Source organism: Paenibacillus sp. FSL W8-0426, assembly GCF_037969725.1.
GTDB lineage: Bacteria > Bacillota > Bacilli > Paenibacillales > Paenibacillaceae > Paenibacillus > Paenibacillus hubeiensis.
In genome coordinates, this window is the sequence record NZ_CP150203.1 from 563,915 (window position 1) to 576,975 (window position 13,061).

General features: G+C 53.6%; 10 protein-coding genes. 7 read left to right on the plus strand and 3 right to left on the minus strand.

The window, feature by feature from the left end:
• The first annotated feature begins 10 nt into the window (after positions 1 to 10).
• Positions 11 to 385 (plus strand): RidA family protein, encoded by a 375-nt coding sequence (locus MKY59_RS02665; RefSeq protein WP_236417543.1) that lies wholly within the window; start codon positions 11 to 13, stop codon positions 383 to 385.
• Between the two features lie 115 nt (positions 386 to 500).
• Here the strand turns inward: MKY59_RS02665 and MKY59_RS02670 are convergent, their stop codons facing one another.
• On the minus strand, positions 501 to 1,259 hold the full coding sequence (locus MKY59_RS02670) for a tryptophan-rich sensory protein (RefSeq protein ID WP_339275849.1): 759 nt from the start codon (positions 1,257 to 1,259) through the stop codon (positions 501 to 503).
• Between the two features lie 223 nt (positions 1,260 to 1,482).
• On the opposite strand from MKY59_RS02670, the gene MKY59_RS02675 reads away from it, so the two are divergent.
• A complete protein-coding gene (locus MKY59_RS02675) occupies positions 1,483 to 2,451 on the plus strand; it encodes a bile acid:sodium symporter (RefSeq protein ID WP_339275850.1) in 969 nt (322 codons plus the stop codon).
• Between the two features lie 235 nt (positions 2,452 to 2,686).
• On the opposite strand, the gene MKY59_RS02680 is transcribed toward MKY59_RS02675, so the two are convergent.
• Both MKY59_RS02680 and MKY59_RS02685 read right to left on the minus strand, forming a co-directional pair.
• Entirely contained in the window at positions 2,687 to 4,315 is a 1,629-nt protein-coding gene (locus tag MKY59_RS02680; protein ID WP_339275852.1) for a response regulator, read from the minus strand.
• Entirely contained in the window at positions 4,312 to 6,150 is a 1,839-nt protein-coding gene (locus MKY59_RS02685) for a sensor histidine kinase (protein WP_236417539.1), read from the minus strand. Before MKY59_RS02685 ends, MKY59_RS02680 begins: the two co-directional genes overlap by 4 nt.
• A gap of 143 nt (positions 6,151 to 6,293) precedes the next feature.
• Here MKY59_RS02685 and MKY59_RS02690 point away from each other — a divergent pair, with 143 nt between their 5' ends.
• The 5 genes from MKY59_RS02690 (at position 6,294) to MKY59_RS02710 (ending at position 12,937) form a co-directional block, all read left to right on the plus strand.
• A complete protein-coding gene (locus tag MKY59_RS02690) occupies positions 6,294 to 7,175 on the plus strand; it encodes a sugar ABC transporter permease (RefSeq protein WP_236417538.1) in 882 nt (293 codons plus the stop codon).
• A complete protein-coding gene (locus tag MKY59_RS02695) occupies positions 7,175 to 8,011 on the plus strand; it encodes a carbohydrate ABC transporter permease (RefSeq protein WP_236417537.1) in 837 nt (278 codons plus the stop codon). The genes MKY59_RS02690 and MKY59_RS02695 overlap by 1 nt, the downstream gene beginning before the upstream one ends.
• Before the next feature lie 873 nt (positions 8,012 to 8,884).
• Positions 8,885 to 10,183: an ABC transporter substrate-binding protein gene (locus MKY59_RS02700; RefSeq protein ID WP_339275853.1), complete on the plus strand. Its 1,299-nt coding sequence runs from the start codon at positions 8,885 to 8,887 to the stop codon at positions 10,181 to 10,183.
• Positions 10,184 to 10,350: 167 nt separating this feature from the next.
• The gene (locus tag MKY59_RS02705; RefSeq protein ID WP_339275855.1) at positions 10,351 to 10,893 is read left to right on the plus strand and encodes a TetR/AcrR family transcriptional regulator; all 543 of its coding nucleotides are present in this window, start codon (positions 10,351 to 10,353) and stop codon (positions 10,891 to 10,893) included.
• A 76-nt stretch (positions 10,894 to 10,969) separates the two neighbouring features.
• Positions 10,970 to 12,937 (plus strand): alpha/beta fold hydrolase, encoded by a 1,968-nt coding sequence (locus tag MKY59_RS02710; protein ID WP_339275856.1) that lies wholly within the window; start codon positions 10,970 to 10,972, stop codon positions 12,935 to 12,937.
• The last annotated feature ends 124 nt before the right edge of the window (positions 12,938 to 13,061 follow it).

Genomic DNA, 13,061 nt, shown 5'->3' on the forward strand with positions numbered 1-13,061 from the left:
GATCATGTCCATGAAAAAACCAATCTCTACCGAGCAGGCGCCAGGCGCCATCGGACCATACAGCCAAGCGATCGAAGCCGGCGGCTTCGTTTACACTTCCGGCCAATTGGGACTCAATCCCCAAACGGGAGAATTTGGAGCAGATGTGCAGGAACAAGCGCGCCTGTCTTTGAGCAATGTAAAAGCCATTCTGGAAGCGGCGGGCACAAGCATGGATAAAGTGGTGAAAACGACGGTTTTCCTGAAAGACATGAACGATTTCGTGCCTGTAAACGAAGTATACAGCAGCTTCTTCGAACAGCCTTATCCGGCACGCAGTGCGGTGGAGGTAGCCCGTCTGCCGAAGGATGCACTCGTCGAGATCGAGGTTATTGCCCTGAAATAGTTCTTGGACAGGCCAGAACCATAAAAGCCAAGTTTGGTTGGATAACCGGACTCGGCTTTTTTTAAGTCAATCGTTATGATGAAATTTATTTTATATACGTCCCTAGATCAAAATGTCAGTCCCGGTCCTGATTGCTGGCCAGGAACAGCCACACCGCATAAATCGCCAGCACAATCGCTGCCGCGATTGCCGTATAATAGACGGAAATGACATCCTTTTGTTTGATCGCAATCGCGATGCAGGCCCAGGTGAAAACGAGTGGATAGAATCCGTCTCTGTATGGGAAGCTTACCAGCACCGCGAGTAACGTGCCCACGGCAAGCATGATGATTGCCCATGTTGAATCGCTGAGCCCGAATCCGTCCCAACCGATTTTGCGCAATAACACGGCGACGTTAATGATGGTTGCCACGCTTATCCAGCCCAGATAGATGCTGAAGGGCAGTTTAATGAACCATATCTCGGCCGTGGTAGGTATCGTAATGGCGCGTGTTCGTAAATACAATGCAATCAGGGACAGGAGCAGCATGACCATGATCAGCAGGGACAGCCCGATTTGCAGGTTCTGAAACGCAAAAATCCAAGCAATATTCAGAGCGCAGCTGACGGGGAACCAATAACCCAGGCTGGGGATGGAATCCCTTTTCCGGGAAGAAGGCAGGAAACCATAGATCACGAAACCGGCAAGCAACAAATAAATGAGTGCCCAGATCGAAAAGGCATATCCGGCTGGGGTGATCAAGACGGGATACATATCGGATACTTGTTTGTTGGTCCTGCCGCCGATCGGCAGGGCATTGGATAGATAGTTCACGACAACCATGGCGGCAAAGCTAATGGCATTGATCCATTTGTATGGAAGATTACGAGACATGGCATTTCCTCCTTGGTATGCAGCAGATGAATGAACAGCGGGTCATCCTACCTTGAATATACCCAATTCCGGAAAAGTTTAAATAAGCGCATCTGAAAATTGTGACAGATAGCGGAGCAGGGAACGAGATGCGGATTTGTTTGCAGCGTTCTGTCCAAGGTTACGCGGAGGCGGAACATAATATGTCCCTCAGGGGATGGAGAAGGAGCGGGGAGAGCATGGAATGAGACGTGAAACGATGGAGAAATACCAAAGCTGGTTTTACGTTGCGGCGCTGCTGGCAGGGGCGGCCATCGGACTGGGAAGTGAAAAGGGGGGAGCTGCGCTTGGAATGGCCGTATCCCCGGTACTCGCGGTGCTGTTATACAGCATGTTTGCGCAAATTCCTTTTTTGCAAGTCAGGGAGGCCTGGTCCAACCTTCGTTTCATGGGGGCGCTGTTAACGGCGAATTTCGTCGTGGTGCCCGTGGTTGTACTGGGACTTACGCTATTGTTCCCTCAATCGTCTCCTGTGCTGATCGGGGTTCTTTTGGTGCTGTTGACGCCTTGCATCGACTACGTCATCGTGTTCACCCAGTTAGGCAAAGGGAACGAGAAACTTGTGCTTGCCGCAACGCCATTGCTTTTTATTGCACAGATGGTGCTGCTGCCGCTGTATTTGTGGCTGTTTGTCGGTAGTGAGGCAGCCCGGGTGATGGAAGTGGGGCCGTTTGTCGAAGCCTTTCTGTTTTTGATCGTTATTCCGATGGTGTTGGCGCTTCTTACGCAGCTGTGGGGCAAACGCAGGAAAAAAGGAGAGGCCGTGCTTCAGGCAGCGGCCTGGCTGCCGGTCCCGCTGATGGCGCTGGCCCTGCTTGTGGTGGTAGCCTCCCAAGTCGGCAAAGTTCGCGAGGATATCGGGGTCATCGTTGGCGTCGTGCCAATCTATGTGGCTTTTGCTGTCGTCATGCCGATCGTTTCGCGGTTCATCGCGGCAATTTTTCGCTTGGACGTCGGTTCGGGACGAGCCGTGATCTTCAGTTCGGCCACGCGTAATTCGCTGGTAGTGATGCCACTGGCCCTGGCGCTGCCGCAGGAATGGGCGACGATGGCGGCGGCGGTCATCGTGACGCAAACGATGGTTGAGCTAGCTGCGGAACTGGTTTATATCAGGTTGGTCCCTGCGTGGATCATGAGAGATCGACTGACTTGAGAAAAAAACGTCCCATGGCCCTGTACTATGCGCAACGAACATTGCACACCTTATTCGGCAGAATATGACCTTTAATTTCGGCTAACGAACCTCAGACACGCTATTGCTGGCCGAATGGACTCAGCACACACCATTTTCTTGAAATAGCGTGTCTACGGTTCGTTAGCGCCTCAAAAGGTCATCTTTTCGGCGAATAAGACGTCTCAGGTTCCTTAGAGCTTAGAACATTCCGCTTCTAATTCACCCCGGATGACATTTTCCGGTATTCCCCAGGCGTCATGCCCTCCATTTTTTTAAAGACCTTGCTAAAGTACTTTTCATCCTGATACCCTACCATCTCCGCAACTTGGGCAAGCCGCAGGGAAGGGTTCTGCAGCAGCAGCTTGGCGCTGTTCATCCGCTGTCTTCCAAGGTATTCGGACCAATTCAGCCCGAATTGCTGCTTGAACTTGCGCGAAATGTATTCGCGGCTCAAATAAAATTTCGCTGCAATCTGCTGCAAGGAAAGGTCCTCCTTATAATGGGCTTCCGTATAACGCGCGATGTCGCTCATCGGGTCGGAGTTTGCAGGATGCGGCGCGATCAGCGCCTTGCCTGCAGCCAGCAATCGGTGCTCCAGTTGGGACTGGAACAAGCGGATTGATAATCGGCCGGCCCGGTCCAGGGGCAGTTCCGCAAAAGGAAAAGCCTGCTCTTCGATGGTATCCAGATCCATCGCCGTAGGCAGGTCTTCCTGGTCGTCCAGCCAACGGCCGATCATCCACTCGAATTCGTCCATCCACTGCTGCAGTTGTTCGCCCGTAATGACCTCAAGCTGAGAGATGGGTTCGATCCACTCGGCAACGGCTGCCGATATGCTCGCCGCATTGCCGCTCATGGCTGCGACGCGCCACGTTTCCTCCATCGATGACAGGCGCTTTGGTTTGTTTCCGGACTGGACAGGGGGCGAAAGGTGAAGGCATCCCGCGGATTGGCGTATATTTCTTCGCCACAAGCGAAGCCGAGCCTCCTGGTAAGCGGCCGATATCCCTCCGGGATACGCGTCGCAAGAAGAGATGCCAAAATGCAAATGGCGTTGGAGCGTCTGGTCCATACCTTGGTTGACTTTCTCCAGAAGGGACTGCAGACCGGCGCTGTCTCCCCAATAGAGCAGCACGACTTCATCAGGCTGCTCCAAATGCCGGAATGCGACGCCTTTGTCCGGGGTGTTGAACGACTCGGCCGCGATATTGATGACCGAGAAGGCGAGCAGTTCAGGCTGGCTCCGGTATTTGGCCAGTATACCTGCATCGAGATGGGACAGGCTTGTCACGGCTACGCTGCAACAGGGCAGTGCATCAGGAAAGCTCAACTCGTCCCGAAGCTGCTGCAGCCGGGCCGCGCCATTCGTCCGACCGGCGACGAGAGCGGTCAGCAGCCTGTCCTGATAATGCGGGCGCATCCGGTTCACAACGATGGATTGTGTGGCGGATTGCCTGCGCGCGGCCTCCGCCTCGCTCCAAGCTCGGATGGCTTTGCCCAGGGAAGCGTTCAGTTCGTCCGCTTCGACGGGTTTAAGCAAATAATCCATGCCGCCGTAACGGATGGCGTGCCGAACCAGCTCAAAGTCGTCATAACCGCTGATGACCACCACTTTACTATGCGGAGCGTGAGTCGAAATCCACTCCAGCAATGCCATGCCGTCTTTCCCCGGCATGCGCATGTCGCTGAGAATAAGTTCCGGAGATTCGGCGGTGATGACCGCCACGGCTTCATTTCCGTCTGCAGCTTCCAGCAATGTTTCGACCCCGAGCTCAGCCCAATGACCAAGCAGACGGATGGCGTCGCGAACGTGTTTTTCGTCATCGACGATCAGTGCTTTCATGGTGTCCACTCTCCTGCGTATAGTTTAATGGTAATGGTGACGCCGCCTTCCTCGCGATTACTGACCGACAGACTGGCTGGGGATTCGGGCGGCGAGTGCAATTGAAGCCTGCGGATGACATTACGCAGACCGATGGATTCGGAATCATCCGCCGCGGTGCCTGCGGTTTCCGCATTCTGTTCATGCTGTTGCATCCACCCTTGAATTTCCTTCAACCGTTGTTCGGATATATGCGGCCCATTGTTCTCCACTTCGATCTCGACCTGTTGCTCGTTAGTGCGGCGGCTGGACACGCGGATTACTGCTTGACCAGGCTGTACGTCTGCCCCGTGCTTGAAGCAGTTTTCAATGATGGGCTGCAGCGTCATTCTGGGGAGTCTGGTCTCCAACGTGTCCCCGGCAAAGCGCAGGTGCACCTCCAGACGTTCGCCGAAACGCTCCTGCTGCAATTGCAAATATAACCGGGCATGCTCCGCTTCCTCCTGCAAGGTGACAAGCGCTTGTTCCCGCATGCTGTAACGAAGCATTTTGGACAGGGAAGAGAGCAGCGTATATACCCGCTCTCCCTGCTGCTGCAGTGCAAGCGTGCCGATGGACTGCAGGGTGTTGTACAGAAAGTGCGGATGAATCTGGGCCTGCAATGCTTTGAGCTGATTGGTTTTATTGGCGATCTCCAACCGGTATTCCCGCAAAATCAGGTTGTTCACCGTATCCATCATATCCCGGAAGTGGCGGGCCAGCACGCCGAATTCATCCCGGCTTTTCAGTTGGATGTTGACATGAAGGCGACCGGCCTGGATTTGATTCATGTACCGCATCAATTGTTTGAGCGGCCCTGTGATGCGGATGGAAATAAACAACGTGGCCACGATGACGAGCAGCAGCGCCGCAATGGCAATGAGCGCATTATTCCAGGTCAGCGAGGTAGCTTGGGCATACAACGTTTCATTCGGAATCTGTTTGACGATGGTCCAATCGGCGAAGCGGCTGCCAAGCTGCTGATAGACATACATGGAACGTTCTTGCTCAAAATGTCCGGATGCGGGAAAGGCTTGTCCCGAGCCTGCTCGTACTAGATCCAACTGTTCCGTCGCCTTAGCGCTCAGAGCTTCCGTACCTTCGATGCTCGACGTGCCTTGATAAATGATGCGGTTCTGCCCGTCTACCACATAGATCTGTTCTTTGGCTGGGTCGTAAAGCCGGTTGCAGATGGCTGCGATCGTATCCATGTTGAGGTCGATGGCGAGCACCCCGAGCTGTTCCGTCGAAGGGATGTCCATAATGATCCGGCGCAGAGTCACGACCGTTCGAGGGGCGCCCCCTGCGGCGGAAGCCTTGAAGCCATAGGAATGGCTGACGTGTGCAGGCTCAAACCAAATGTCGGTTTGTCCCTGTGCGACATCGTCATGCGGGAAGCCGGCATAAGCCTGCTCCCGTTCCTCTCTTTTTGGAAATGGATCGGTAATCAAGGTCGACTGATTGGCCACATAAGAGTGCAGATATAGTTGAAACACGTCCGGAACGGAAGTGCGAATCGTTTGCAGCGTCGTGTAGATTTCGGCTACGGCACGGTAGTCCCCCGGAATTTTGATCAGGTTGCGCAAAAATTTCGGATCGTTGTACACGGCCAGTGAAGCCTTCGCCACGTTGTCGAGCACGTTGTTTAGATTGGTGGACGCCTGATAAATCAGGCGGATGTTCTCTTGCGTCGCCTGTTCGCGCAAGGCCGTTTTCGTCTGGGTAAAGGTCATGTACGTAGACGCCAGCAGCGGCAGCGTTGTAGCAATGAGCATAAAGGCAATCAGTTTGATGCGAATGCTATAGTATTTGGACATCGAAACACCCTTCCGGCTTAGGTATGGGAGAGGACAATATTTTACACCCAACTGTTCACAAGGGTCGGTGTTTCCTGCGGCAGCATTGGGGTTTAATAGAAAAAGAGACCGAATCCATCCAACCATAGAAGGGGGAGAACGACATGAAGCATCGCGGGTCATCACAGCTGTTGCAGCAGCTTGTGTTTGTGGGTCCCTCCATCGTCTTTTTTATTCTCATTATCGTCATTCCTTTCCTGCTCGGCATGGTGTATTCTTTTACCGACTGGAATGGCGTGTCCGCGACGATCAACTGGATTGGGCTCGACAACTTCCTGCATATTTTTGCAAACGATCCCAAGTTCCAGACCGCATTCTGGTTTACGGTGCGCTTTACGGTGGTTGGCGTGGTGCTGACCAACATCATCGGATTTTTCCTGGCGTATTTCCTGACTAAACCGCTGAAGTCGAGAAACATGCTGCGCACGATTTTTTTCATGCCCAACGTCATCGGCGGATTGCTGCTCGGCTTCATTTGGCAATTCATATTTGTGAAAGGGTTTTCAACAATAGGCGACCTGACCGGCTGGTCCTTCTTTAATCTCCCCTGGCTGGGGGACGAGGCGACGGCCTTCTGGGGAATCGTCATTGTGTTTGTATGGCAGACTGCAGGTTATCTGATGGTGATCTACATTTCTTCCTTGACCAACGTCTCCCCGGATCTGCTGGAGGCTGCCGAAATCGACGGAGCAAGCCGCTGGCAGATCTTGCGCAGCATCATCGTACCGCTCATCATGCCGGGCGTGACCATCTGTCTGTTTTTGGCCATCTCCTGGTCGTTCAAAATGTTCGATCTCAACCTGTCGCTCACGAAAGGCGGACCGTTCGGCTCAACCGAGTCGGTGGCGCTCAACATCTACAATGAGGCCTTCGTGAACAACCGATACGGGATCGGGACGGCCAAAGCATTTGTGTTCTTTGTCATCGTGGCCATCATTACGATCATTCAGGTACGGCTGACCAAGAGCAAGGAGGTGGAGGCATAATGGAAACAAGCAAAAATTATCGGTTCGGGACGCTGCTTACCGAGGTGATCATGGTACTGGTCGGGCTGCTGTTCCTGGTCCCGTTCTACTTCCTGTTCGTCAATTCGGTCAAAACGTTTGGTGACCTGCTCACCAATTCGGCCGCATGGCCCGAGTCGTTCCAGTGGGCGAATTATTCGAACGCATGGGAAAAAATAAACTTTCCTTCCGCGCTGGTCAATTCGCTGATCGTTACGATCGTCAGCAACCTGCTGCTGGTGCTCATCAGCTCGATGGCGGCTTATCGGATGGTTCGCAGCAACACCCGGTTCAACCGGATCTTGTTCGGCCTGTTCATCGCCGCAATGGTGATTCCGTTCCAGTCTATCATGATTCCGCTGGTGACGGTAACCAGCAATCTGGGTCTGATCGACAGTCTCCCCGGGCTGATCATTTGTTATCTCGGTTTTGGGGCCCCCATGTCGATATTTCTGTTCCACGGATTCGTTAAGTCCGTGCCGGTCGAGATTGAAGAGGCTGCACGAGTGGACGGAAGCTCCGTATACGGCGTGTTCTTCCGCATCGTGTTTCCGCTCATGAAGCCGATGTACGTTACGGTCATCATCCTGAACACGCTTTGGATCTGGAACGATTACCTGCTGCCATCCCTGATCCTGCAAAGCTCCAATCTGCGCACGATACCGATTGCGACCTTTGCGCTGTTCGGCCAATACACGAAACAGTGGGATTTGGCACTGCCTGCGCTGGTGCTCGGCATCATGCCGATTATCATATTCTTTTTGCTAATGCAAAAATACATTATTCAGGGGATCACGGCGGGATCAGTTAAAGGGTAGGTGTAGGTGTAGGTGTGCGAGTCCGGTCGCTCCGGGAGCAGCTGCACTTCCGATCGCTGTTGTTCCCCGGTGGCCTGAACGAGTAGGGCAAGGAAGCCACCGGGTATCAAAGGCGACCGCTGCGCTTCTCCAGTGCATTCAGCTCCCTCCGCTTTCGACTCGCACGGAAAGAAGCAAAGAGGGACCGTGCTGTGAGGAGAAGGAGCACGGTCCCGGAAAAAACAGATCAAGGTAGGTGCGAGTCCGGTCGCTCCGGGAGCAGTTGCACTTCCGATCGCTGTTGCTCCCCGGCGGCCTGAATGAGTAGGGCAAGGAAGCCACCGGGTATCAAAGGCGAACGCTGCGCTTCTCCAGTGCATTCAGCTCCCTCCGCTTTCGACTCGCACGGAAAGAAGCAAAGAGGGACCGTGCTGTGAGGAGAAGGAGCACGGTCCCGGAAAAAACAGATCAAGGTGGGTGCGAGTGTGGTCGCTCCGGGAGCAGCTGCACTTCCGATCGCTGTTGCTCCCCGGTGGCCTGAATGAGTAGGGCAAGGAAGCCACCGGGTATCAAAGGCGACCGCTGCGCTTCTCCAGTACATTCAGCTCCCTCCGCTTTCAACTCGCACGGAAAGAAGCAAAGAGGGACCGTGCTGTGAGGAGAAGGAGCACGGTCCCGGAAAAAACAGATCAAGGTAGGTGCGAGTTCGGTCGCTCCGGGAGCAGCTGCACTTCCGATCGCTGTTGCTCCCCGGTGGCCTGAATGAGTAGGGCAAGGAAGCCACCGGGTATCAAAGGCGACCGCTGCGCTTCTCCAGTGCATCCAGCTCCCTCCGCTTTCGACTCGCACGGAAAGAAGCTGCCCGTCCAAAATCATTCAAGGGAGAGAATGCTCATGAAAAAAATGACGAAGTTAGCGCTGCTCATGATGGTTGCTTTTGCGGTTGTACTCGCCGGTTGCGGCAATGGCGACAAAAGCGGAAGCCCTACAAGCAATCCGGGCGGCGGAGAAACGCCTGCTGCGCCCGGGGACAAGGTCATCAAAATCTTTCAATACAAGGTCGAAATTGCGGAAGCGCTCAACCGGCTCAAAGCGGAATACGAAGCTTCCCATCCAGGCATCAAGCTGGACATTCAAACCGTCGGCGGCGGCAGCGATTACGGCGCGGCACTGAAGGCGAAGTTCGCGGCTGGCGAACAGCCCGACATTTTCAACGTGGGCGGTTATCGTGAGCTGGATACGTGGCTTGAATATCTGGAGGACTTGTCCGGCGAGTCTTGGGCCAAGGATGCGCTTGAGGTAGCCAAGGAGCCGATGACCAAAGACGGCAAGCTGTATGGCCAGCCGCTGGCATTGGAAGGGTATGGTTTCATTTATAACAAGGACCTGTTCGCGAAAGCAGGCATCACTGAGATTCCAACGACGCTGGAAGCGCTGGAGCAAGCTGCACAGAAGCTGCAGGATGCAGGCATTACGCCGTTCTCTAACGGATATCAGGAGTGGTGGGTGCTGGGCAACCATAACGTCAATGTGGCTTTTGCCAATCAAACCGATCCGGTTAAATTCATTCAAGGTCTGAACGACGGCACCGAGAAAATCCCGGGCAACCAGGTGTTTGCCGATTGGATGAACATGCTCGATCTTACGCTCAAATACAGCAACAAAAACCCGCTGACCACCGACTACAATACTCAAGTAACCTTGTTCGCAACCGGAGAAGCGGCGATGATGCAGCAAGGGAACTGGACGCAGGTGCAGATTGACGGCATCAATCCCGACCTGAACCTTGGCATCCTGCCGATGCCGATCACCAATGAACCGAATGATAAACTGTTCGTCGGCGTGCCAAACTTCTGGGTTGTGAACAAGAACTCCCAAGTGAAGGCGGAAGCGAAAGAGTTTCTGGAATGGCTCGTTACGTCGGATGTCGGTAAAAAATATATGACGGAGGAATTCAAATTCATCCCGGCCTTCAGCTCCATCCAGGCGTCCGAAGAGGAGCTGGGCGATCTGGCAGCCGAGATCATGAAATACAGCCAGGAAAACAAAACGCTGAGCTGGAACTTCAACCGCTTCCCTGAAGGCGTACCGCAGGAATTCGGAAGCACGATTCAGGCCTACGTTGCGGGCAAATCGGATAAAAGCGCCTTGCTCGAAGCACTGCAGCAGAACTGGGACAGCCTTAAAAAGTAACTTGTGATACGTCATGAAACGTCCATCTGAATCAGCCGGGAGTCATATCCCGGTTGATTTTCTATTTATAGTACTGTATAGTTCTAAATATGAAAAATGATAACACAACCACTCGGTCGAAAAAAGGGGCCGGCTCCAACCCGAACAATCGGGCGAAGGCCATCGAGGTGGCCTCACAACTTTTTCTGAGCCAGGGATACAGCTATGTCAGCATGGATGAAGTCGTAAAGGCCAGCGGCGTATCGAAGTCCAACATTTATTATCATTTCAAAAACAAGGAGGAGCTGCTGCTCGCCGTCGTGCAATTTTGGATTGCGCGTTACGAAACGGACGTGTACTTGCTGCTCAGCCAACGTGAGCGTTCCGTGGAGGAACGCGTAACTATGTTTATTGCATCCCTGTCCTCCGGCATGGAGCAGCGGGATTACGCATGGGGTTGTCCGTTCGTCACGCTGTATATGCAGACGCCGCCGGACGCGCCGGAAGTGAAAGAGACGATATCGCGTTTTTTGCGCGAGCTTCAGCCGTTGGTGGAAAAGCTGTTGCGACAAGGAATTGAGCAAGGGGAGTTCCGGGCCAATATCGATCCGCAATCTGCGGCTTCCTTGTTCGTGACGGCACTGGAGGGCTCGCTTGTGCTGGCAGAAACTTCGCGGGACGTTTCCATCCTGGAACGGTCTGCACGCACATTTTGCCAAATGCTTCGGTAATCGAAGCACTTTTTTTTACACATGATTAGTACTATTTAGTACTAATCGAACACTATGCATTGATGGAGGTACAATAATGATTACTGCAAATATAGATAAGGAAAGTGCGGGTAATACAACCATTTTCATGACAGGCAGCACGGGATTCATCGGCAAAGAAGTGGTAAAACAGTTCATGAACGGCACGGCGAATCTGTTACTGTTGGTTCGTTCCGAATCGAGAGCAAGAAAAGCGATGCGGAATCACGGGATCGGAGTGGACGAGAGAATCCGATTCGTTGAGGGTGACCTGTCCCGGCCGGGTCTTGGGCTTAATGGCGAAGACAGGAAGCGGGTTATGGAAGCCGACGTCATTATTCACTCGGGCGGCACGATGGACGTTACCTTGGAACGGAAGGAGGCTGAACGTATTTTCATGAACGGGGCCAAGGAGATCGCGGTGCTGGCGGAGGATATTCATAAGGCGCGGGGACTGCGGCATTTTATTCATGTTGTAGGTTACATGAGTCCCTACGGAGATGACGATAATTCATCGTTACCGACTAATCGAAAGAAGCGGGCAGCGGACAATCCGGGGAAATGGAAAAGATGGCTCAATACCATGCTTCACACCGAGAGTGCCTACGAGCATATGAAATTTGAAGCGGACCGCTACATTCGCGAGCATGCGAAGCGATGTTCCTATCCTCTATCGGTGGTCAACCCGAGCACGGTCGTGGGGCCTTTTCCGACAGGAATTACAGAGCAGCTCGGGGGATTCGGCCTGCTCGTCCAAGCCACGAGAAACCGGAAAATGCCCGTTGTCCCTGGAGGTTCGCATCATTGGCTGCCGCTGGTATCCAATGATGTGGTGGCTGCAGCGATTGTTTTTCTTGCTGGCGAGTCGGATCCGACGGGAGGAACATTTCCGTTGTTGTCGCGTAAGGAGGTCGGTCCGGACATGAAAGATCTGATCGGCATGTTAGCGTCTGAACTGGACGTGTCCACCCCTCGCGGAGTCGTCCCGCTGCCGTTCATCCACGTTCTGATGAAAGCGGGCGGAAGTCGAATTAGCGGCATACCACCGGAATCTCTAGCGTTCATCACGACGCGTGAGTTCGAGGTTGAGCAGACGGAACGGCTTTTTGCATGCATGGGCCGAACAATGCCTGATATTTCGGCACTGCTTCCCGATGTCGTGGCTGATTTGGATTATCGGATAAGCTATCCCTCGAAAGAAACAAACCTGCCCACAGGCTGGACGCGAACGCGGAAAGGGGAATTGGCGGTGTTGTCTCATGAGGGGGAAGGGGACCCGTGGATTATCGTTCATGGCTTGATGAGCGATGCAGATGATATGCTGCCCTTGGGGCAGGAGATTTGGAGCCGAACGGGAAACCCGGTGTGGCTGATCGATCTGGCAGGGTTCGGCCGATCTGCGAGACGAAGGCAAGTGTCGGAAACAAGCAATGCGTTCAGCAGACAGGTGGCGGCTCTCCGCCGCGTGCTAGCCGAAGTGAACAGGCCGATGACGCTGGTCGGCCATTCGGTTGGTGCGGCCATCGCCGCAGAAGCAATGCGGGAGAGCGGGCGCATGGATATCAACCTGGCCTTGCTGCAGCCGGTCTGGGGAGCCCCGAAGGACAAGCTTCAGCGTTTTGCATCTAGATTGCCGCGCAGAATGTTACATCGTGAACTTTCCAGGATGAGCGCGCAGCGCATGATTCGTCAGTTGCAGCGGACGAATTCGGCAGATGCAGAACAGGCTGTGCTTGAAAGTTATGCCGCAAGAGCCGCGGCAGGGCTGAAATCTCCGCGGATTGCGGGAGCGAATGCGGACTTGCTGCAATGGATTTCAAGGCCTGATCGTGAAGTGGCGATCACGGCGGAGAAGGCGTCCACAACGTTACTTGTCTGGGGATTAGAGGATACTGGATACGAGCCGCCTTCAGGCATTCATACCGATGTACAACGTGCCGCTGTTCCTCATGGTCATCAGTTTCCCGTATTTCATGCAGCTAAAACGGCTACCTTACTGGTGGAATGGCAGGATGGGCGTCGATGAATTGAAACGTGTCGCCATTGAACCGAGTGTGAGTATTTGTGACACAATAGGGTAGAACTAATTTAGGTTAAGCGCTATATTTTTGTTTTTTTATTCTTATCGCACAATAAACCAACGATCATTT